This is a genomic window from Bacillus sp. FSL K6-3200, assembly GCF_038630485.1.
Taxonomy (GTDB): domain Bacteria; phylum Bacillota; class Bacilli; order Bacillales; family Bacillaceae; genus Bacillus; species Bacillus safensis.
This window is the reverse complement of sequence record NZ_CP152032.1, coordinates 2,784,532-2,806,555: the sequence shown is the minus strand read 5'-3', so window position 1 is coordinate 2,806,555 and position 22,024 is coordinate 2,784,532. Positions and strand designations below refer to the sequence as shown.

24 protein-coding genes and 1 pseudogene are annotated in these 22,024 nt (G+C 41.2%); 3 read left to right on the top strand and 22 right to left on the bottom strand.

Annotated features, from left to right (window positions below; genetic code table 11):
* Positions 1 to 12: 12 nt before the first annotated feature.
* The 4 genes from MHI60_RS14280 to MHI60_RS14265 all read right to left on the bottom strand — a co-directional run bounded on the left by MHI60_RS14280 (position 13) and on the right by MHI60_RS14265 (position 4,380).
* On the bottom strand, positions 13 to 957 hold the full coding sequence (locus MHI60_RS14280; RefSeq protein WP_144484728.1) for an ABC transporter ATP-binding protein: 945 nt from the start codon (positions 955 to 957) through the stop codon (positions 13 to 15).
* A gap of 332 nt (positions 958 to 1,289) precedes the next feature.
* Positions 1,290 to 2,063: a class I SAM-dependent methyltransferase gene (locus MHI60_RS14275; protein ID WP_144484730.1), complete on the bottom strand. Its 774-nt coding sequence runs from the start codon at positions 2,061 to 2,063 to the stop codon at positions 1,290 to 1,292.
* Positions 2,064 to 2,149: 86 nt separating this feature from the next.
* Positions 2,150 to 3,364 carry a formaldehyde dehydrogenase, glutathione-independent gene (gene fdhA, locus MHI60_RS14270; protein ID WP_342502620.1) on the bottom strand — a complete coding sequence of 405 codons (1,215 nt, stop codon included), beginning with the start codon at positions 3,362 to 3,364 and terminating at the stop codon, positions 2,150 to 2,152.
* Between the two features lie 413 nt (positions 3,365 to 3,777).
* Positions 3,778 to 4,380: a class I SAM-dependent methyltransferase gene (locus MHI60_RS14265; protein ID WP_144471537.1), complete on the bottom strand. Its 603-nt coding sequence runs from the start codon at positions 4,378 to 4,380 to the stop codon at positions 3,778 to 3,780.
* A gap of 317 nt (positions 4,381 to 4,697) precedes the next feature.
* On the opposite strand from MHI60_RS14265, the pseudogene MHI60_RS14260 reads away from it, so the two are divergent.
* Positions 4,698 to 4,772 (top strand): annotated as a pseudogene (locus tag MHI60_RS14260) (YjcZ family sporulation protein); the annotation flags it as partial.
* 43 nt (positions 4,773 to 4,815) lie between these two features.
* Here MHI60_RS14260 and MHI60_RS14255 read toward each other — a convergent pair.
* The 7 genes from MHI60_RS14255 to MHI60_RS14225 form a co-directional block, all read right to left on the bottom strand.
* Positions 4,816 to 4,971 carry a hypothetical protein gene (locus MHI60_RS14255; RefSeq protein ID WP_223251019.1) on the bottom strand — a complete coding sequence of 52 codons (156 nt, stop codon included), beginning with the start codon at positions 4,969 to 4,971 and terminating at the stop codon, positions 4,816 to 4,818.
* Positions 4,972 to 5,137: 166 nt separating this feature from the next.
* Positions 5,138 to 5,272, bottom strand: coding sequence for a YrzI family small protein (locus tag MHI60_RS14250; RefSeq protein ID WP_065214597.1), 135 nt, complete (start codon positions 5,270 to 5,272; stop codon positions 5,138 to 5,140).
* 451 nt (positions 5,273 to 5,723) lie between these two features.
* Positions 5,724 to 5,954 (bottom strand): YrhC family protein, encoded by a 231-nt coding sequence (locus MHI60_RS14245; RefSeq protein WP_144484734.1) that lies wholly within the window; start codon positions 5,952 to 5,954, stop codon positions 5,724 to 5,726.
* Positions 5,955 to 6,025: 71 nt separating this feature from the next.
* A complete protein-coding gene (locus MHI60_RS14240) occupies positions 6,026 to 7,174 on the bottom strand; it encodes a bifunctional cystathionine gamma-lyase/homocysteine desulfhydrase (RefSeq protein WP_144484736.1) in 1,149 nt (382 codons plus the stop codon).
* A 1-nt stretch (position 7,175) separates the two neighbouring features.
* Positions 7,176 to 8,099 (bottom strand): cysteine synthase family protein, encoded by a 924-nt coding sequence (locus MHI60_RS14235; protein ID WP_144484738.1) that lies wholly within the window; start codon positions 8,097 to 8,099, stop codon positions 7,176 to 7,178.
* A gap of 45 nt (positions 8,100 to 8,144) precedes the next feature.
* Complete coding sequence (mtnN, locus tag MHI60_RS14230) at positions 8,145 to 8,840, bottom strand: 5'-methylthioadenosine/S-adenosylhomocysteine nucleosidase (protein ID WP_046311886.1); 696 nt, start codon at positions 8,838 to 8,840, stop codon at positions 8,145 to 8,147.
* Between the two features lie 15 nt (positions 8,841 to 8,855).
* A complete protein-coding gene (locus MHI60_RS14225) occupies positions 8,856 to 9,497 on the bottom strand; it encodes a class I SAM-dependent methyltransferase (protein WP_095409108.1) in 642 nt (213 codons plus the stop codon).
* Between the two features lie 186 nt (positions 9,498 to 9,683).
* Here MHI60_RS14225 and MHI60_RS14220 point away from each other — a divergent pair, with 186 nt between their 5' ends.
* Entirely contained in the window at positions 9,684 to 9,887 is a 204-nt protein-coding gene (locus MHI60_RS14220; RefSeq protein WP_048239190.1) for a YrzA family protein, read from the top strand.
* Between the two features lie 39 nt (positions 9,888 to 9,926).
* On the opposite strand, the gene MHI60_RS14215 is transcribed toward MHI60_RS14220, so the two are convergent.
* The 3 genes from MHI60_RS14215 to greA form a co-directional block, all read right to left on the bottom strand.
* Positions 9,927 to 10,592 carry a YrrS family protein gene (locus MHI60_RS14215; RefSeq protein ID WP_144484740.1) on the bottom strand — a complete coding sequence of 222 codons (666 nt, stop codon included), beginning with the start codon at positions 10,590 to 10,592 and terminating at the stop codon, positions 9,927 to 9,929.
* 67 nt (positions 10,593 to 10,659) lie between these two features.
* Positions 10,660 to 12,402, bottom strand: a complete 1,743-nt coding sequence (locus MHI60_RS14210; protein WP_144484742.1) for a penicillin-binding protein 2 — start codon at positions 12,400 to 12,402, stop codon at positions 10,660 to 10,662.
* 50 nt (positions 12,403 to 12,452) lie between these two features.
* The gene (gene greA / locus MHI60_RS14205; RefSeq protein WP_008358505.1) at positions 12,453 to 12,926 is read right to left on the bottom strand and encodes a transcription elongation factor GreA; all 474 of its coding nucleotides are present in this window, start codon (positions 12,924 to 12,926) and stop codon (positions 12,453 to 12,455) included.
* Positions 12,927 to 13,548: 622 nt separating this feature from the next.
* Between greA and MHI60_RS14200 the strand changes: the two genes are divergently transcribed.
* Positions 13,549 to 13,896, top strand: a complete 348-nt coding sequence (locus tag MHI60_RS14200; protein WP_095409112.1) for an Ig-like domain-containing protein — start codon at positions 13,549 to 13,551, stop codon at positions 13,894 to 13,896.
* 51 nt (positions 13,897 to 13,947) lie between these two features.
* Here the strand turns inward: MHI60_RS14200 and udk are convergent, their stop codons facing one another.
* The 8 genes from udk to MHI60_RS14160 form a co-directional block, all read right to left on the bottom strand.
* The gene (gene udk / locus MHI60_RS14195) at positions 13,948 to 14,580 is read right to left on the bottom strand and encodes a uridine kinase (RefSeq protein WP_024423106.1); all 633 of its coding nucleotides are present in this window, start codon (positions 14,578 to 14,580) and stop codon (positions 13,948 to 13,950) included.
* 7 nt (positions 14,581 to 14,587) lie between these two features.
* Complete coding sequence (locus tag MHI60_RS14190) at positions 14,588 to 15,856, bottom strand: U32 family peptidase (RefSeq protein ID WP_024423107.1); 1,269 nt, start codon at positions 15,854 to 15,856, stop codon at positions 14,588 to 14,590.
* A gap of 20 nt (positions 15,857 to 15,876) precedes the next feature.
* Positions 15,877 to 16,806 (bottom strand): peptidase U32 family protein, encoded by a 930-nt coding sequence (locus MHI60_RS14185; protein ID WP_342502619.1) that lies wholly within the window; start codon positions 16,804 to 16,806, stop codon positions 15,877 to 15,879.
* The gene (locus tag MHI60_RS14180; RefSeq protein ID WP_039180249.1) at positions 16,803 to 17,468 is read right to left on the bottom strand and encodes an O-methyltransferase; all 666 of its coding nucleotides are present in this window, start codon (positions 17,466 to 17,468) and stop codon (positions 16,803 to 16,805) included. Before MHI60_RS14180 ends, MHI60_RS14185 begins: the two co-directional genes overlap by 4 nt.
* 211 nt (positions 17,469 to 17,679) lie before the next feature.
* Positions 17,680 to 18,762, bottom strand: coding sequence for an endolytic transglycosylase MltG (gene mltG, locus MHI60_RS14175; RefSeq protein ID WP_144484746.1), 1,083 nt, complete (start codon positions 18,760 to 18,762; stop codon positions 17,680 to 17,682).
* Between the two features lie 73 nt (positions 18,763 to 18,835).
* Positions 18,836 to 19,924 carry an acetyl-CoA C-acyltransferase gene (locus MHI60_RS14170; protein ID WP_144484748.1) on the bottom strand — a complete coding sequence of 363 codons (1,089 nt, stop codon included), beginning with the start codon at positions 19,922 to 19,924 and terminating at the stop codon, positions 18,836 to 18,838.
* Positions 19,912 to 21,372, bottom strand: coding sequence for an acyl-CoA synthetase (locus MHI60_RS14165; RefSeq protein WP_186437315.1), 1,461 nt, complete (start codon positions 21,370 to 21,372; stop codon positions 19,912 to 19,914). The genes MHI60_RS14170 and MHI60_RS14165 overlap by 13 nt, the downstream gene beginning before the upstream one ends.
* Positions 21,372 to 21,938, bottom strand: coding sequence for a biotin transporter BioY (locus MHI60_RS14160; protein ID WP_144484752.1), 567 nt, complete (start codon positions 21,936 to 21,938; stop codon positions 21,372 to 21,374). Before MHI60_RS14160 ends, MHI60_RS14165 begins: the two co-directional genes overlap by 1 nt.
* Between the last annotated feature and the right edge of the window lie 86 nt (positions 21,939 to 22,024).

Sequence of the window (22,024 nt, the reverse complement as noted above, 5' to 3'; positions counted from 1 at the left end):
CCTCCAAACAGCCTAATCCCTCAATTTTTTACTAGTTAAATATAAAAATACATTTTCTAAGTTTGGTTCTACGATTTCTGCTGAAATAATTTGAACATTTAATGCAGTCACACCTTGAATGAGACGACTTAATAGCTGCTGAGGATGTTGATCAAATATTTTAATTTGATTTCCATGAATCACAACTTCCTTTAACGGATCTTCATCATTTATGTATTGGCACACACGATCTATTTCGCTCTGTCCATGTTCACGTTTAATAGTAAAAATAATTTCTCTTTGATTGCCAACAAGCTTACTTAATTCATGTTGATTCCCAATGGCAAGGATCGATCCGTGATCCAAAATGGCCATTCTTTCACATAAATATTCGACTTCTTCCATGTAATGACTAGTATATATAATTGTCATCCCTTCACTATTTAACTTTTTTACTGTTTCTAATATGTGATTTCTTGATTGTGGATCTATGCCTACAGTCGGTTCATCCATAATTAATAGTTTCGGTTGATGCAAAATCGAGCATCCGATATTCACTCTTCTTTTCATTCCCCCAGAGAATACTTTCACTTGGTCATTTGCTCTATCTTCAAGACCAATTAACTGAAGTGTTTCTTGTACTCTTTTTTTTAGCTCCTTTCCTTTGAGTCCGTACATTCTCCCCCAAAACATTAAATTTTCTTTTGCTGTCAAATGTAAATATAAAGCGATCTCTTGCGGGACAATACCAATCATTTGCTGTGCTTTTTTTGTTTCTTTGTTTAAATCTAAACCTTCAACCGTTACAGCGCCGCTTGTTGCGCGGATAAGCCCTGTCAAGATGCCAATTAATGTGGATTTCCCAGCACCATTTGGTCCCAATAGACCAAATGATTCTCCTTTTTTTAAGTGAAAGGTTACCCCTTTTAATACCTGTTGATCCTCATAATTTTTCTTAATGTCTTGTACTTTTAGCAACCTATCTCTCTCCTCTATTCTGCCTTTCGTTCTCTCACATAAAATCCCTAAAAATATTTACCATCCAATCAAACCATAATATATGGTATAAAATTCTACTAAATATTAATATTTCCAATCTGTTCATTTTAACATGTTACGTAATGCAGGAGAATAGTACACGCTTTTATAAATGTTGAAAAAACGCAAAAAAAACTTACAAGGGGTTCTTGTAAGTTTTTTAATCAAAATGTGTGGATCAAATACTAATTTCAGTCATATTACAGCACAGGAGGGGGTCACCACTCACAAATGTTTGATCCTGCTTTTTCCAGCAAGTTTAATCGACATTTTTATTCTTTCCTGAAAAGTGCGATCCAGTCATCCACCTCTATTGATTCTATTTGATCCTCTGTCATGTTCAATCTATAATATTGCTTTATTTTCTCGTTAGCATCTAACATGTATTTCGTAACGTTCTCTTCTTCCTTTAAAGTTTTCGTTGTTCGCTTGACCCATTCTTGAAAAGGGTAACGTTTTTTTCGCTTCATTGATCTTACTTCTTTTATCCCTTCTTGTAAAAACAATTCCCTCCATTGTTCTGTAGATAGACAGGACACATGACTTGGGTCTCTCAATCGTTCCAGCTGATTGATAAATAGGGCAAGCTCTTCATCATTTGGCGAAACATTATCAATAAAGCAAAACAGACCATTTGACTTTAATACACGAGATACCTCTTTAGCAAACTGTTCAGGGTGCGGGAAATGGTGTGCTGCAATTCGGCATGTGACCATATCAAATGTGCCATCTAAAAAAGGAAGGCTTTCTGCATCCGCTACTACATAAAAAATTTGTGGATACGCTTTTAAATGAAGTGATGTATTCAAAAGCATCGCTTTCGTTAAATCTGTCGCAAACACTTGATTCACATATGGAGCCAGTGCTTTTGCGGTATGCCCGCCACCAGTTGCTATATCGAGTACGACCCAGCTTTCTTCTGGGGCTGCCCATTCAACAATTAGATCCAGGTCTGCTCCCTTTGCGTGAGTTTGACTCGTCACATACTTTTCGGCATTTCTCCCAAATTGTTCTACTACTCTTCTTTTGGCCTGATCTGAATTCAACTGATTCCTCCCCTTTCAAATACATTGGATTTTCCACAATAAAGAGCCGTCCCATTTTATTGAGCGGCTCCTTTCATGTTAAAAATTTATCGAGAAAGCATCCCGTGCGGGTCAATGACAAATTTCTTCGCCACACCCGAATCAAAGTCACTATATCCTTTAGGGGCTTGATCAAGGTCAATGAGGGTCGCATTGACGGCTTTGGCGATCTGTGCTCTTCCGCTTAAAATGGATTTCATTAGACTGCGATGATATTGCATAACAGGGGTTTGGCCTGTCACAAAGGTATGAGCCTTCGCCCAGCCAAGTCCAATTCGTACTTTCAGAGAACCGACTTTTGCATCAGCATCCACTGCTCCTGGATCTTCTGTGACGTAAAGCCCTGGAATTCCAAGTTTGCCGCCAACTTTGGTAATATCCATAATCGTATTTAAAACGGTCGCAGGTGCTTCTCCCTGATCTCCATGACCCGAAGCTTCAAAGCCGACACAATCGACGGCACAATCGACTTCTGGCTCCCCTAAAATCTGCGTGATTTGTTCGCCGATTCGATCGTGTTTTCGTAAATTGATCGTCTCGCAGCCAAAGCTTCTTGCCTGCTCCAGTCTTTGCTCATTCAGATCTCCAACAATCACAGCAGATGCGCCAAGCAGCTGAGCCGAATGTGCTGCTGCAAGACCTACTGGCCCAGCACCTGCAATATAAACGGTTGAACCAGGCTTTCCTCCAGCCGTATAAGCACCATGAAAACCTGTCGGGAAAATATCGGAAAGCATTGTGAGATCAAGTATTTTTTCCAACGCTTGATCTTTGTCTGGAAATTTAAGCAGCTGAAAATCTGCATATGGAACCATGACGTACTCGGATTGGCCTCCAACCCATCCGCCCATATCTACATATCCATAGGCAGAGCCTGGACGGTCCGGGTTTACATTTAAGCACACATGGGTTTTTTGTTCTTTACACATGACGCAGCGTCCGCATGCAATATTAAACGGAACGGACACGAGATCCCCTTTTTGAATAAACTCTACATCTCGTCCAACTTCAACGACTTCACCTGTAATTTCATGACCAAGGACAAGCCCCTCAGGTGCAGTCGTACGCCCTCTCACCATGTGCTGATCACTTCCGCAAATATTCGTCGTCACTACTTTTAAAATGACGCCATGCTCACATTTGCGTCCCACATTGGCTTTAGGTACACCTGGGCCGTCTTTTAAGACCAAATCAGGGTATCCAATATCCTCCACTGCTACTTTTCCTGCTCCTTTATAAACAACACCTTTGTTTCCCGACATGATTTCATTCCTCCCTTTTGTTTAAAAATGAAGTCTCTACAATTTTCTCTATTTCTAAGGCAATTCCCTTCTTCAAACAGCACATTATGTGAAAAATAAGGAGGTACATGTCTATGGGAGAAAGAAAAATGTGTCTTCCAGTGAAATAAAAAAGAAAATATTGAAAAAAAAGCTAAACTTTTGCAGAACGGTGTCGATATAAGAAATAAGCCAGACAGGTATCCTTAATCGACAAACAAATTCCTTATATATACTATCATTCCTTACACACCTGGCTGGCGCCTACATCACATACAAAAGGCTCTTCATCTGAAGAGTCTTTTTTATTTTTATATTCGATTGCAGGTAAAGAGGCTCCTCTGACGAAGAGCCTCTTTTTTGAGTGCTTGTTCATTACCTGGGAAATATTTTCATCATTTTAAGGCTTTGATACAGATGTATGTATCATAGTGATAAACCGAGACTTCTCTAAAGTGATACGCTGAAAACAGGCGGCTGATCTCTTGTTCACTGTACGATGAAAAAGAGGTTGACCGTTTTTGTTCCTTTATCAGCTCCTGCTTTTGAAAGGATAAAAATACTTCTCCATCCACTTGAAGAACGCGGTACACTTCCTTCATGACTTGCTCAATATCCTTCAAGTAATAGATCGTCTGCACCGTAAATAATTTATTGAATGATCTGTCTTCAAAAGGTAATTGCTCAGCCTTACCAAGCGTAATAACGGCTTTGTCCTGTTCTGCAAGTTTCTTATGTTTTCTTTTTGCATATTTAATCATTTGACGAGAGGCATCTACCCCATATACTTTTCCGCGGTCAAGTTTTTCTGCTACCTTTGATAAGGTGATGCCTCTTCCAGTCCCAATTTCTAAAATTCGGTCATTTTCTTGTATATTTAAGAGTTGAAGCGTCCATTCATTGATATTATGATGATTTTTTTCCATATAGCGGGCAACCCATTTTGAGAACAAGCCTTTTGGTTCCCTCATCTGTTTTCCAATCCAGCTTTGAATCAATGTTAACACCTGCTTTTCACCAGTAAATAAACTATTTACAAATTTTCTTACTTTTCATATCGGCTCTCACCTAACAAAAATTAAGACCTAGTCCTAATTTATTTGTCCTTTATAAGACGCTCCTTTTCAGAAAATGTTTCGCAGAAAGTGAAAATTTTTTAACCAGAATAGGCGTTTTCATTATTTGTGCTCAGATTGATTTCGTTTTCTGCATGAGCTGCATAATTTATAAATGTATCTTGATTAGATAAAGGTGGTGCTAGATTATGGGCTTTGGCGGTTATTCTGGAGGCTACTGCGGTGGCTACGGTGGCGGTTTTGCAGGCGGATTCGCATTGCTTGTTGTACTGTTCATTTTGTTGATCATCATTGGTGCAAGCTGGATTTGCTAACGTAAAAGGAGCAGGAAACCATGACGTTTCCTGCTCCTTTTCTTTAATACCAATAAGTCCGGTACTGATACATATAACGTCTGAGCATTTCCTCTTGCTCTCTTTGCATGCGGTATGGATTACCGTACCCGTGCTTTAAGGAATGCGGAATAGATGCATATCCGTGCCCGACAGACGGAAACCTCATATATGGTGACATCGACATTCATTGATCACCTCACAATCTCCTTTTACGGTTATCATATGTGCAGGTGATCAATGTGGAGCGTGTCTAAACCTGGTCCTTCTCCATCGTATAACAATCAAGCATGGCAAGCATCATAAACATGTCAATCTCCCCCTTTTCACATTTTTCATTTCTTGTTTTAGTTCATATACTTTAGTTGTTTCTGTTTCATTTCTTCATAAATTGTTTCGACTTCTTGTTCGTAAAGAACGGTCTCAATATCCTTGTATTTACGCTTGATCGTCAAAGTAATAAAAAATAAATGGATTGTCATATACGCTCACCTCCCTTCAGTTCGCAGCATGCGAAATAGCCCGCAGATCTTCTTTATCAGTTGACCTGCGGGCACACAAAAATGCAGATCAAAAGACAGTGTCTTCCAACCTGCAATGGATGATACGTGTGAAATCCTCGTTTACTTAAACAGTTTTGAAGCGTGCACCGTATAAGGCAAAGGAAGGACACGAACTCTTCCACAGGCTGATGACATGATGAAATTGTTGGTTGAATTGATTACAAGTAGATACGAATAACATATTCTTCAGCCTCCTTTACGTTTTTTTTAATTACTTTGTAAGTATATCCAGCAAGCACCATTTTGTAAACCTGTTTTTAGTAATATAGATGATTTTTGTGTTTTTGACTAAATTTCTACAGTTATTCTTGTCCGATTGTCCAATACAATGAAAAAAAGCCTCCTCATGGCACATGAGGAGACTTTCGAATTATTCTTCATCTAATTCTTGCAGTTTCTTTTGAAAGAAAATCGCGCGTTTAACACAAACAAACGCTGCTAATAAGAAAACACAATCAATTCCCATCATCAGCATTTTTGGAGATGCTTCGATGTGCTGATTCGGTAAAATTGTACCAATATATAAAAAGGTGCTGACTGCAAGCAAAATAAAAGCGTACTGCTTGTAATCTGTCACTAAACCACTCCACTTTTTCTTCACTTGTTTCACCTTCCGTCATCAATGTCTATTCATAGCTTAACATAGTGAGAGAAAGCGAGGGGCATGTAAATCTATCCATTCGCCAGCGCGCTTAGTCCTTGCTTCAGATCATCCAGTAAATCATCGATATCTTCAATTCCGGCCGAAATACGAATTAAACCATCTGTAATGCCAAGCTCCTCCCGGCGGTCTTTTGGAATGGACGCATGGGTCATCCGGGCAGGGACAGAAATTAAGCTTTCAACCGCTCCAAGGCTTTCTGCGATCGTAAACAGCTTCAGCTGGCTTAAAAATACATCGACATGTTCTTCTTTTCCAATATCAAAAGAGATCATGCCGCCGAAGCCTGATGCTTGTGTTTTCGCAAGTTCATGGCCAGGATGAGTACCGAGACCTGGATAATAAACACGTGTGACGGCTGAATGTTGTTCTAAAAACTCAGCGATTTTCTGTGCATTTTGTTGATGTGCTTCCATTCTTAGTCCAAGCGTTTTGATCCCTCTCATGAGAAGCCATGAATCCTGAGGTCCAAGAATCCCGCCTGTCGAGTTTTGAACAAAGTGCAGTTCTTCTCCAAGCTCTTTCGTCGCTGTGACGACAAGCCCGCCTACAACATCACTATGGCCGCCTAAATATTTAGTCGCACTGTGCAGAACAATGTCCGCGCCATATTCAATCGGTTTTTGGAAATACGGTGTGAAAAATGTATTATCGACAATCATCAAGATGTTGGCATCCTTCGTCAATTCGCCGATGGCTTTTAAATCCGTCATTTTGAGTAAAGGATTGGTTGGTGATTCAATGTAAACGGCTTTTGTTTCAGGTAAAATGGCTTTTTTCACTGCTTCAGGATCACTTGTGTCAACAAAGGTTGCATGAATGCCAATGCGGTTTAGCACCTTTGTGATGACGCGGTAGGTTCCGCCGTACACGTCATCTGTCAGGACAATATGATCTCCGCTGTTAAACAGCATCATCACAGCCGTAATGGCTGCCATCCCTGAACCAAATGCGTAGCCGCTTGCTCCTCCTTCAAGATCACGAATGACTGTTTCCAGTGCTGTTCTTGTTGGATTCGCTGTTCTAGAGTATTCATACCCCGTATGTTCGCCTGCTTTTGGCTGCTTATAAGTGCTCACTTGATAAATAGGAACAGACACGGCGCCTGTTCTTTCATCACCCGTTGTTCCGCTGTGAATCATCATTGTTTTTGGTTTCATGCTATTTTCCTCCCTCATAAATTCCTTTACTTAAATATCGCTCACTGCTGTCAGGAAAAATGGTGACAATGACTGTCCCAGGTGCTGCTTTCTTTGCTTCCTCTAAAGCGGCAAATAAAGCGGCACCAGAAGAGCTGCCGATGAGAACACCTTCTTTTTCAGCTGCTTCTTTCACCATTCGAAACGCATCATCATCACTGACAGTGTAAATCTCATCGAATAAAGCCTGCTCCATATAATCTGGGATAAATTCAAGGCCAATCCCTTCCGTTTTATGCGGGCCCGGATTCCCACCATTTAAAATGGACCCTTCAGGCTCCACAACCACTGTTTTTATCGCCTGATGCTGCTCTTTTAAATAGGCGGCACAACCTTGAAAAGTTCCTCCAGATCCTGCTCCGGCCACGAATACATCGATATTCCCTTTTAAGTCGGACCATAATTCGGGACCGAGCGTTCTGTAGTAAGTCAATGGATTTACTTGGTTTTTAAATTGTAAAACACAATAGGCATTGTCAAGGCTTGCCTCTAGTTCAAGGGCTCGATCAATCGCACCCTTCATGCCTTCTTTTCTCGGCGTATGAATAATCTCTGCACCGAGCGCCTTCATCACCTGTTGTTTTTCTTGACTAAAATGTTCTGGTACAAAAAAAATGGTCTGCAATTGATGCTTCCTAGCACTTAGGGCAAGCCCAATGCCTGTGTTTCCAGCGGTCGCTTCAATAATGGTTCCGCCTGGTCGCAGTTTGCCAGATGCTAATGCTTCTCTAATGAGCATGTCGCCTAAACGATCCTTAATACTTCCACCTGGATTCATCATCTCAAGCTTTGCATACACCTCAACACCTTCTGGGACGCCCATCCCTGACAGTTTTAAAAGCGGTGTGCGGCCAATTAATTCTGTAATATCCTTTATGACAGCCATATGATTCCCTTCCTTTGCATGGAAAAGAAGGGGGAAACCCCTTCTTTATTGTGTTTGCTTTATCATACGCAAGACAAGGTCGGTTGAGTGAATCGCTGCTTGCTCAAGGAATTGATCAAAGGAGATATTAGATTCTTTCCCTGCAATATCCGATAGCGCACGAACGACAACAAATGGCGTACCAAAGAGCTGGCAGACTTGTGCAACGGCTGCGGCTTCCATTTCCACCGCATATAGCTCTGGAAACTTCTCTCTTACAAACGCTACACGATCCGGATCATTCATAAACGAATCGCCTGTTGCAATCGTTCCTTTTGCCACTTGAATATGATCAATTTCTAAAGCAGATTCCTCTGCCAGCTTCACAAGCTTGTCATCCGCAATGAAAGCAGCTGGAAGTCCCGGCACTTGTCCATATTCGTAATCAAAGATGGTCACATCTACATCATGATGTCTCACATCAGTAGAGATGACAATATCACCTACATTTAATGAGTGATGGAAACCGCCAGCAGATCCTGTATTAATCACATAATCTGGCTGAAAGCGGTCAAGCAGTAATGTTGTGCTGACCGCTGCATTTACTTTTCCAATCCCTGATTTTAATAAAATCACTTCTTTATCTTCATAAACACCTGTTGTAAATTCACACCCAGCGATGTTTTCTTGTGTAGCATTTTTTAGTTGATCCCTTAAAATCGTCACTTCTTCTTCCATTGCACCTATGACTGCGATTTTCAAATCAAAAACATCCTTTCATTCCCTTTTCTTCGCTTCTACGATCCAAACAAAATCATTCATTTGATGAAAGGACGTGCTAAAACCTTCTTCTTCAAAGATTTGCTTTAGCACATCAATGGATGGATAATATTCCGTTTCTAAATCCTCTGCAAGCTGATCGAATCCTGCGGCTCTCGCTTTGTCAATCTCAGCTTGATGTGCTGCTTGATTTTGAAACATTGTATCAGCAAAGACTATTTTACCATCTGAGTGAAGGATGTTGCTATAGGTGTGAATGGCTTGTTTTTTTTCTTCGTCCGTTAAATGGTGGAAAGCATATGAGCTGACGATCGTATCTGGCTCAAAAGGCGGCACTGGAAATGATAAAAAATCCCCATCATGAAATACATCTGGTACTCCTTTTTGAAGCGCCGCTTTCTTCATGGCATCTGATGGTTCAACACCAAACACGTTTTTTTCAGCTGCAAGGAGCAGCGCTGTTAGATTCCCCGTACCGCTTCCAAACTCAAGAACATTTTGGCCTGAGCGGCGGGCAATCTCTTTTAAAATAGCCGGATACCGGCGAAACACTTCTTTATACTGCTCGTCATGACCACTTACCGTGTCGTCATAAGAGTCAGCCCAATGATCAAATAAAGAAAGAAACTCACGTCCCATTTTCTTTCCCTCCACTTTATCTATTTATTCCTATGCGTATAGTATGTTTTGTTCCGTCGAACAGTTCCTATCCTACCACAACTTCTGTTTCTTTCCTACTAAAAAATACTGGGAGAGACCGAAAAATATTTGCCCTTCTGAGGGAGAGAGATTAAGATGAATGAAGAGTATAGAGAGGTGAATCAAATGGATTTTCAGCTGGATTTTTTAAAGGACAAAATTGAATTTTTTGAAGCATCGTCTTTAAAAGAACTTGAACAAAAGATCCAGAAACAAATTGAGCATAATCAGGCGATCCTGCTGACCGTTCATTCTGTCAGTCATCAAACGACTGTGATCGATGAGCGGATTTTGTATACAGCAGTTGTTCATTTTAAAGCGAATGTCTAAACAAAAAAAGATAGCAGATCTGCTATCTTTTTTTCATGTTTATCTTAATTTTTCAACCTTCACAGGTTTCCAGCCTTTTTCATCTACCCACGTAATTTCCACGCGGTAGCGTTCACCTGTTGATTTATCACGGATGGTTCCTTTTGCATCTTGAGGGCCTCCGTTATTTCCTAACCAAAGAACGGTCATTTGATCTTCTGAAATTCCTGTCGCATAAGACATGGCTTTGATCATTTCTTTCCAGTCTTTTGAGCTCGAATCATAGGTTGCTGTATGTGAACCGGATTGCTCTGTTCCTACAGGCTCCCAGTCATCGTTTTCGTATGTTTTGTCTACGTCACTCGTTTTGCCGCCATCTGTTTCTTTGGCGTCTTTTAACGCATCTTTATTAGTTTTTTCTTCATCATCTGTCTTCTTCGTATCGTCGTCTTGATCAGATGAATCAGCTTTTTTTGCATCTGAATCATCGGATGTGTCTTTCTTTGGATCTTTCACATCTTCTTCTGAGTTTTGTTTATTTTCACTTGTTGCAGGTGCCGTTTTTGATGGTTCTTTCGCTACATCTGGATCTTTCGGCTTATTAAAAATTAACAAACTCGATGCGACAACCAAAATAAGCACCACAACGATACCAATTAATATGTTAAGCACCATATTTGCCTTTCTGCGCTTATCACGATGTTCAAATCGAGAATTTCTACTCAAAATCTCTGCACTCCTTTGCCTCTGTTCCCTAAGTCGTTACTATTCTAACATGTCATGAAGGGATGTTCTATGTCTGTTTCTTTTCAATTTCATTGACCTTTTTTACAATATCATAAAACGCATCATTTGTCTTAGCCCGGCCACTTGTCTCATCAAGGTGAACAACGACAAGGGCGTATTTTGGTTTTTCTACCGGAAAGTATCCAGCAAACCACTTATGATAAAGCGGATTCCCCTTTTTGTCTTGACTGCCGGTTTGGGCAGTACCTGATTTTCCCGCCACATCGTATGGCAAATCTTGAAACCTTCTTCCGGTTCCCTTGTCAGAGGTCACCACCTGTCTTAAGTATTTTTGCAGCTTTTGAGCTGTATAGCGGTTGATGCTGCCCGCTTCAGGTCGTTTGTTTTGAAAGGACAGCATCGTTGTTCCGTTTTGATACAGCACTTTTTCTGCGATTTTCACTTCTTTTCGTTCTCCTCCTCTTGCGATCGCAGCCATCATATTCGCGATTTGCAGAGGAGTCGTTTTGACATTTTTTTGTCCTATTGCGGTTTGTGCAATGGCTTTTTTGACATGCTTGTCTCTTTTATCTCCCCACACACTGCCTGTTTCTTCACGATCAAACTGTTTGAAGTGCTGCTTATGATAGACATCCCCTTCCCAGCCAGCTCGATCTATGAGTCCAAGCTTAGAAGCCGTCTTTTCGATGATTTGATCATCTGTTTGAATGAGCCTTTCAGCAAGTGTCGCAAAGGTATAATTGCAGCTCTGCGAGAAACTATCAGTCAGATTCAGCACTTCCTGTTTTCCTTCAGGCTCTCCATATAAATTCTTTCGACAGTCATACATGGTTTGTGGCTGGTCAAGGTTTTTTTCGATTGCTGCGGCAAGTACAGCCGTTTTAAAGACAGAGCCTGGTGCAATCGCTGTCAGCATGTAATTTCTTGCCTCATGCCGGTTTTTACTTGTGACATTTGGGGTACTCGCCATTGCCAGCACACTGCTTTTTTCAATGTCGAGCAGAACGGCACCGCCTTTTTCAATGCCTTGTTGTTTGAGCACCTTCTCCATTTCAGCCTGCATGTCTTCATCTATTGTTGTCTGAACCTGAAGGGGATAAAAGGAATGAGCTTCTGCTGTATATTTGACGTCCATACCGAACAAAGGGTTTCCCCTTCCGTCCACATGATATAACAATTTTGTGTCTTGCTCGGGTAATAGAAATTCGTCAAAGGTGCTTTCCAGCCCAAATGTGCCGATTTCAGTACGAATGGAAAGTTCTTTTTTGTCAGGATACCGCTTTCTCAATAGTTCTGGATTCTCGCTTGTGAAACCTAATGTGTGGAGGGCAAGTCTTTTTTTGTCCTTCTCTTTCATATATACGCCGTACACACCTGAATATTTCATATCATTGATGTCTTTCAGCTTTTTTTTCGTGATGTCATCTTTTAAAATGAGAGGTTTTTTCGTTTCTGTCAGCTGTTTTTTGAGTTCGTCTTCTTCCATCTCAAGAATGGAGGCGGTTTGCTGAAGGTGTGGAAGATCATATTGCAGGAAAGGAAATAAGATAACCGCGGGCTGTTCTTTTGTAAGAAGCGCTTGGCCGTTTCGATCTAAAAACTCACCGCGCCCGTCTGAAATGACGACTTCTTCTGTTCGCTGTTTGACACTTTCTTGTATTAAATTGATATCAAGCTTTGAAAAAGATTCTGTGAAAAACAGCTGAATTTCTGCCAGTCTAAACAGAAGACCGAGCAATAGTATAAAAATAATCGCACCTGTCCATTGAATTCTTCTTTTTTTGCGCATAAAAACACCTCGTCCCTATTGTGGACGAGGTGTTTACCTGATAAACGTGATTATGAAATTTTTACAATTTGGACGAACATTTCCCCGCCAGGTGTTTGAACGGTTACTTTGTCGTCTACTTGTTTACCTAAAAGGCTTTTTGCAATAGGTGAATCGTTTGAAATCTTGCCTTCGAACGGATCAGCTTCTGCGCTTCCCACAATTGTGTAAGATTCTTCTTCGCCGTCTGGTAATTCAACGAATGTCACCGTTTTACCAAGTGAAACAACATTTGAATTTCCTTCATCTTCAATAATTTTGGCATTACGAATCATATTATCAAGCGTTGTAATACGGCCTTCTACAAACGCCTGCTCTTCTTTGGCAGAATCATATTCCGAGTTTTCAGAGAGGTCTCCAAAGCTTCTAGCGATTTTAATACGCTCTACAACCTCTTTACGTTTAACCGTTTTCAAATATTCAAGCTCTTCTTCTAATTTACGTTTTCCTTCTTCTGTCATTGGAAATACTTTTTCTTGTGCCATGAATCATTCACTCCTTCTATTAATCCTCATCATACAAATTTCTGCACGTGAGTGACGACTGAAATATACAAGAATGAGGACATGTTCAGGCCCTCATTCCTTCTGTCCCATATTCGTAAAAGTCCATCTTACATGGCGTCCCTTTTAGATGCAACTATTATGCCTTTTATTAGACAGGACCACTTGCAGCGGTCTAAAATCGCACAAACTGTGGAAAGGCACAGGAAGCTCCTGTACCTCGTTCGGCCATTTCGATCATATGTAGAAGAATAGCTTTCCCATTCTCCATCTTCCAATACATAATATGGTCAGTGTACGATATGTCTATGCTATATTATTACAAAATTGCTTTTTGATCAAGAATTGTTTGAAAATTTGTGATGATTTGTTTGTCGTTTTTTTAATATACTTTTTTAACTTCATTCTTTCGCTATGTGGTAGTGATTTCTCCATCTCTTCTTTTCTTCATTGTTTTATTATCATATCAAACCCTCAAGATTCTTTCTGAGAATGATGCTTTCATAAATGTTCACATATTATTAACAAATATTAACAAGGAAATATTTGGTTTTTGTTGAATTCTATCAATGCAAGACCAAATACATGCTAGGGAGTGTTTTAAATGAACATGAAGAAAACAATTGTTTCTGTTCTATCCATCTCTACCTTATCTTTTTCACTAATGGGCATGGCTTCGGCCAAAGAAACAGCAGATTTCACAGTCAATAGCAGCTCGTCTGGATTTCAAACTTTAGATGTGATTTCGATTCAAGATTACAGTGTATCTTTAAGAGTTGGTGAGCAATACTCGGTCTATAATTCTGCAGCTACACGTTATTGGACAGATAAACAGAGTGTAGCTTCTGTTAGCTCTAATGGAATAGTGACCGCAAATTCACCTGGCAAAGCCACGATCACTCTTTATAAAGGGACGTCTGTCTTAGGACAAGTTTTCGTGACTGTTTATTAATATGATGCTGAAAAGACCTTTACACTGTAAAGGTCTTTTTCTTCTCCACCATTACTCTGCTCGGTTTTGAAGAATCGTTTGAATTTTTGTGACCATTAAGTCGATGGCCACATGGTTTTGGCCGCCTTCTGGGATGATGATATCGGCGTATCGTTTTGTCGGTTCAATGAATTGATTATGCATCGGTCTGACAACAGATACATATTGTTCGATCACAGAGTCGATCGAACGGCCTCTTTCCTTCGTATCGCGTAAAATGCGGCGGATGATGCGAAGGTCTGCATCTGTATCAACATACAGTTTAATATCCATTAAGTCTCTCAAACGTTCGTCTTCGAGCGCAAAGATACCTTCAACGATAATGACATCCTTCGGCTCAACATGAACCGTCTCTTCTGAACGTGTGTTCAGCTTAAAATCATATATTGGTTTTTCAATGGATTCGTACCTTAAGAGCTGTTCCAAATGCTCAAACATCAGGTCATTGTCGAATGCAAGCGGATGATCATAGTTCGTGAGCAGGCGCTCTTCAAATGGCATATGACTTTGATTTTTGTAATATAAATCTTGCTGAAGCATGAGGATGGAATGTCCTTTAAATTTTTCATAAATCGAATTGGTGACGCTCGTTTTACCTGAACCCGAGCCGCCAGCAATACCAATGACAACTGGTTTACTCCTCATGTGGCTGTTATTTCCCCTTTCTCATCATGTTGCTAGGGTATACTTTTTGATCAAGCTTGAATTTGACGATTTGCAGCGGATGACGAGCGGCATCTAGTTCATTTCCTTTTTCATCCCAAATCGTCTCAATTTTGCATGTGAAATTCTCAATTTCTGGTCCGAAGAATTCGACTTCGTCGCCTTGCTTAAAGAAGTTACGCTGCTGCAATGTCACGATTTGTTCTTTTTCATCATAATGAAGAACAAGACCTGCGAAATCAAATGTCGTTTTCTTTCCATGAATGCCAAACATTTGTTCATCTGTTCCTGGTACGCCTTCGAAAAAGGCTGGCGCTGTGTCACGGTTTGCGCATTTATCTAATTCATCTAACCATTCCTGCTGAATGACAAAATTGTCTGGATCAGCACAATACGCATCGATGACTTTACGATACACACTTACAACAGTGGCAACATAATGAATGGATTTCATCCGTCCTTCGATTTTTAAGCTGTCAATTCCCATTTCGATCATTTGAGGAATGGATTCAACAAGCTTCAAATCTTTTGGACTCATCGCAAATGGTGCATCTTCTTCACCAAATAAGGGCGCTTCCTCAGAACCTTCTAGTTTATAAAGATCATAATCCCAGCGGCAGGACTGGCAGCAGCCTCCACGGTTAGAATCTCTTGCCGTCATATGGTTACTGAGCACGCAGCGGCCAGAGTATGCAATACACATTGCACCGTGAATGAATGTTTCGATTTCAATATCGACCTTTTCTTTCATTTCTCTAATTTCTAGCGCACTTGTTTCACGTGCGAGCACCACACGCTCAAGCCCTTCTTCCTTCCAAAACTGAACAGCTTTCCAATTTGAAAGAGATTGCTGTGTGCTTAAATGGACTTCAAGCTTCGGTGCAACCCGTTTACATGTTTCAATGATCAGTGGATCAGCTACGATAATGCCTGCTACTCCAGCGCCTTCGATCCCTTGAAGGTATTCCTCCAGCCCGTCCATGTTTTCATTGTGGGCAAAGATATTCGTTGTCACATAAATGCGTGCGCCATATTTGTTTGCAAATGCGACGCCTTCTGCCATTTCTTCAATTGAAAAGTTATCTGCATTTGAGCGAAGTCCAAATTCTTTCCCGCCAATAAAGACAGCGTCAGCTCCGTAATGTACAGCAATTTTCAGCTTTTCCAAGTTTCCTGCGGGTGCAAGCAGTTCTGGTTTTTTTGTAATGACACGTTTCCCATCAATCATTTCAGAAATACCATCTTTCAATAATGCCATTTCCTCTGCCTCCTCTTATATTAATAAACCGTTTCTTTAAAGAAGAATCCTGTATCAATCGAACGATTCACTGGCTGAATCTCTTCAATCCGGTTCACCCAGTCTTCTTTCTGATCTTCATACGCGTCTTTGTCAGTCGTCAGTAAATCAATTGCTTTTCTATAGAGTGATGTCACCTCTGTCATATAAGAAAGTGACTTTAAAATTCCGTCAATTTTAAATGAGTCAATGCCTGCGTCAACAAACTCTTCTAATTCGTCAATCATACACACATCATTTGGACTCATAATATGTGTCCCGTTTGCATCCTCGAAAATAGGGTATTTGTTTTGACGCTCTTGGTCATGCAGGAATAGCCCTTCCTCCATATTTCTGCCTTCGACGTCCATTTGTTTGCCCTGATATTCAAAGTAGTTGCCGATGAGCGTACGTTTCGATTGAAACATACATGTCATGCCATGAACTTGAATTTCAATCTCCACCTCAGCATTTTCTTTGATGTCGATCACACTGTCCATGTTCAGCTCTTTAGCAATAACAGCACGCGATGCGCCTTTTCTGCCCCAGTAGTTACAAGTGTAATAGTTGGTTCCAGTCGTTTCTGTACTCCAGTGAAGATTCAGGTTCACCCCTGTTTCCTTTGCGGCCATGATCACGGCTGGGTCTCCAAAGACGACGCCGTCCACGTTTAATGAATCGAGAAAGGTTAAATAATCTCCAAGCAGCTGCACGCGGTCATTATGAAAAATCGCATTCATTGCCACATACACTTTTTTGTGATGGGCATGTGCAAGCTGAACCGTTTGTTTCACATCTTCTCTTGAAAACTCACCTGCAAGACGAATACCGTATGTTTGTTCGCCTATTAAGAATGCATCAGCTCCTGCCTCAATTAATGGCAGTACGTCTGACACGCTGCTTGGCGTCACAAGCAATTCTGGTTTCTTCATGATTGGTCACCTCTTTTTGTACTAATGGCGATCCCGTCCCCAACTGGAATAATGCACGTTTGGAAATCAGGGTTTGACATAAGCCATTGATTATATCGATCAATTTTTCCAATTAATTGTTTTTTTCGTTTATCTTCAATTTCTTCTTCATAATTTGTCGCCACTAAGCCTTTGAATAATACATTGTCTGTAATAATCATTCCGTCATGAGCGAGCATCGGTTCAAACAGTTCAAAAAAACGCTTGTACTGCCCTTTTGCAGCATCAATAAAAATCACGTCATAGGGCGCCATCGTTTGGACCGTTTTAGCCGATTCCATTGCATCACCAAAAAACACGTGTATTCTTTCTTTTAACTTTAATTCCTCAATGTTCCGTGTCGCTTCTTCATAGCGCTTTGCATTGCGCTCAATTGTATAAATCTCAGCATCTGGCAGAGCTGTTGCCATTCGAATGGCGGAATAGCCAATCGCTGTCCCGACCTCAAGAATTTTCTTCGGCTTTTTCATCGAAAGCAGCTGCAATAAAAGCTCGATGCTCACCTTTTCCATAATTGGCACATGATGCTCTTTTGCATATATCTCTAATTGAGCGATTGCATCAGGACTTGGGTGAATTAAATGTTCAATATAATCATTTATTCGATCATCTTCGATAGTCATTATCTGTCTAGCTCCTTCATGACCTGAAAAAGAAGAGTCCTGCCTATTGCAGCTCTCTTTCTCGTCAATCTTTCGTTCATCTAAGTAAAAACAACCCGATATATTTTACCACAAAGAAGTGGTAATTGCGAACCTATAAAATGGATATTTCAACGAAAAAAACTGCAGGCAATCTCATATTGTCTACAGTCTTTTTCGATTCACTTGTACGTTAATTGCTGCCTGTGATGTATTTCGCTTTTGCTTTATTATGCTCATTTAACGTTTTCGTAAATACGACTTCTCCATTTTTCTTCGCAAGGAAGTAAACGTAATCCGTTTTCTCTGGATGCAGAGCGGCTTTCCAAGAGGATTCACCAGCATTTGCAATAGGTCCAGGCGGCAGCCCTTTGTTGTTATACGTGTTATAAGGAGATTTCACTTTTAGGTCTTTGTAATAAACGCGGGATTTATGCTCACCTAGCGCATAAAGAACGGTTGGGTCAGTTTGAAGCGGCATGTCCTTTTTCAACCGGTTATAAAATACACTTGAGATTTTTGCCCGATCTGTCTTTTCTGTTGCTTCCATTTCAATCAGTGATGCCATCGTTAACACATCATGTATGGACATGTTTCTCTTTTTCATGTCTTTTTCATACGTTTTCACGTATTGATCTGTTTGTTTAATCATCGCTTCAATGATCGTTTCGAGTGACTCATCCTCACGATAAAATGGATACGTAGCAGGGAATAAATAACCTTCTAACGGATGTTTCACCTGTTTTCCATCCACCTGTGATGTCACGGTTTTCGGATACTTTTTCATTAATGTTTGAATAAAAGCAGGATCATCCAGCTTCGCTTCAACTTCCTTCGCTGAAAAATTCGTCTGGTTTGCAATAATGGCTGCAATATCAGACAGCTGTTTTCCCTCTGGAATCACTAGCTGAAAGGCGTAATCTGTCCCGCCAGATGTCAGCTTTTTAATCAGTGTGTCTGCGTCCATTGTTTGTTTTAAATGAAAATAGCCTGCTTTAAAGCCGGACGCTTTTTTGTATTTTGCATAATAAGTGAAAATCGTGTCATTCGAAATGAGCCCATTATCTTTTAAAATGCCTGCAATTTCGCGGACAGATGTCCCATTTGGAATATGAATATTGATGGTTTGTTTACTTTTTTGATCGACCGGTCCGAGTGCTGATTTAACATATAAAAAGCCTGATAATGCTGCAATGATGATGACAGCAAGGACAGATAACAGGACGATCCCCATTTTTCTTTTGAAGAATGGTCGTTTCTTTTGTTCTGAAAACATGCATGGCCCTCCTCACATCTAGCTTTTATAGTACATGATTCGACGGAGTTCGGCAATTACTTGCTTATGCATCTCATGACAGAACTTGACATAACACGGCTAAACCAATGCCGCCACCGCTTCCAATAGCAGCCATGACATAGCTTCTATTCGGTAAGGCGTGCGCTTCATAAAATAATCTCACCATCATAGCAGCTCCTGACGCGCTGTAAGGGTGCCCAAGGCAAAGTGCACCGCCTCTTTTATTGATCCGGTCATATGGTATACCCAGCGTCCGGGCGATAAGTGCTGGTTTCAGCGCAAACGCTTCATTGATTCCAAATAACGCCACTTCTTCTGCCTTTATGTTCTCTTGATGCAAAAGTTTCTTGATCGCATCAATTGGTGAAGCAGCTGGAAAATGAGGATGTATCGCTGTCACAGCGCTTCCGACATACCGTAACATCGCCTTATATCCACTCGCTTCCGCTAGCGATTTTTCCATCACAGCGACAGCAGCTGCTCCGTCTGCTTCCTTACAGCTATTGGCGGCGGTCACAGTTCCTTTTCCCGGTAAAAATACAGGCTTTGCCCGTTTGATCAGCTTTGCCATCGGTCTTATTTTAGCAGCCGCTTCATCTATGCTCAGCCCGCCTACCGAAACGATTTCTTCTGAATATGTACCATGTTTGAATGCTGCTAAACTTCTTTCCCAGCTTAAAAGGGCATAGTCATCTTGTTCTTTTCTTGTGACAGAAAATGTCGACGCAGTCAGCTCTGCCGCTTCTCCCATATGCGGATCTCCTATCTCCTCCGGTGAAAAGCGGGCCCTCTCTTTCATTGGTGATCTGGAAATGCTCTCTGTCCCGCCAGCGATATACATTGAGCCCTCCCCCGATTGAACCATGACGCAAGCTGTTCTGATGGCTTCAAGACCCGAGGCACATTGCCTGTCAATTGTCATACCTGGAACATGTAAAGGAAGACCTGCTTCTAATGAGGACAGACGGGCCATATTTCCTCCGCCTCCGACGACATTGCCTAATATGACGTCATCTGGTGTCATGATCTGAGACAAATGCCGAATAAGGGGCGCGGCTAATTGCTCTGGGCGATAATCCTTCAGCATCCCATTTTTGTCACCGAAGGGTGTTCGTTTTGCTTGTACGATTACTGCTTGCATGACAATTGCTCCTCCGCCCACTTTTTCATGTTTGCTCGAGCTATTTTTCCGCCGGATGTTTCCATCATTTGATCAATCACAAGCCATTTTTTTGGTACCTTGTAGGCCGCAAGCTTTTCTTTGACAGCTTGTCGAACCGCCTTTATTTGCGGCACTTGCTCCAGTATGGCAACAGGGATTTCACCCCAATATGGGTCAGGAACACCAACTACAATCGACCGTTTTACCTCTGGCTGTTCATTGAGCACGCGCTCGATTTCCTCAGGAAAAATATTCAGTCCCCCATAAACAATCATGCCATTTTCGCGGCCGCTCATATACAGATAACCGTCTTCATCCAGCCATCCCATGTCGTAAACTGTCAGCCACTCCTGCGGCGGTTTCTCCTCATGTAAGTAGCCTGAAAAAGTCATTGGGCTTTTCACATAAATCCTCCCTGTTTCATTTGGCTGACAGACAGAATGATCGGGGTGCCTTACTTCTACTTGAATGGAGGAGAAAGGCCGTCCAACAGAAGAAGGTTTTTGCAGAAAATCATTTGAAGACAAATAAGAGACAAAACTTAACTCTGATGTGCCATAAAAATCAAAAAAAGTGACATGTGGATAGTTGGTGACGAGCTGTTCTTTTGAAGAGATGCTCCAATCTGCTCCCGATGACATGACAAGAAGCGGATGGTCCCCTCTAAAAGCATCGGTTTGCAGTAACGTTTCTGTCATTGTTGGGACAGTATACATAACGGTGATATCACCTGTCTCTAAGGCTTTCTTTGCTTTTCCTGGCACAAATTTTTCTAAAAGCGTCACTGTGCCGCCAAAGTATAATGTACTGATGGCACCATATAAAAAGTGTGAGGATAAAAGTGTACCTAATATGAGAACATGATCTTGATGAGTGATTCCAAATGAAGCGGTGGTCATTCGAAAGCTCTCGATCCATGACTGCTGACGCCTAATAAAGGCTTTCGGTGAGCCCGTTGATCCTGACGTAAAACCCATATAAAAGACTGGGTTCTTCTCGGTATCACTTTTGCTGAATGGACTGTCTGTGAGAAGGCTCATTCTTTCCTTCCATTCAGATAAAGAAATAATCGGTATGTTTACGCTGCTTTGTTCAAATCTTTTCATCAATCGATCCTCTATAATGGCGAGGCCTGCCTCACTTAACAAGAGCTTTTCTACACACTCCTCATGACTCCATCTCGGATCAAGCGGAACGGCTGTCCACCCAGCACAAGCAGCGCCCGCAAATATTTGCAAGAAAGAAGCACCATTTGATAATAAAAAAGCGATTCTTTTTTGCTGATATGCCGTTCCTTGTAACCACTGCGCTGATCTCTGTACTCGTTCGTACCAATCTTGATATGTAATGCTTTCTTGCTCATCGATGATGGCAATCTGATCTGGTTTCATTTCTGCATGTACTGCATAGCTTTCCGTTATTCTGATCAAACCGCACGCCTCCCTTTATGCAGATCCCTTTTTCGATATGACATGGCCTGAATGATTTTGATTGTAAAGACAGCACACATGCCCGCTTTGATGAAATCACCTGGAAGATAAATTAAACTAAGAAAAGCGGCCTGCGTGACCTTAATATGCATCATCATGGCTTGAAAAGGAATGCCGCATAAATATAAAATCCCAATACTGCAAACCGCATAGATCGCAAAAAGACGCAGTGCGGTTACTTTTTTCAGCCGATTCACCCATAGGCTGATCATGAAGGCAGCAACTGGATAAGCAAGTAGAAAGCCACCGCTTGGCCCAAAAAAGACCCCAATTCCGCCTCTCCCTCCTGATAAAAGAGGTGCGCCTGCTGCCACAACCAAAAGAAAAAGACATAAACTGATCAGTGCTTGCTTTGGCTTTAACAGCCCCCCAGCAAGCAAAAGACCTGCGGTTTGCAATGTAATCGGTACAGGTGTAAATGTAAGTAAAATCGGCGGAATCAAGCCTAACATCCCAATGACTGCTGTCATTAATGCTATTTGCATCATATCTTGTATTTTCAATATCCATGCACCTCACTCAATTTATTGTTAAAAACAGAGTAAAAGGTGCAGTTCATTATGTCAACATAAAATGAAATTAAGTTAAC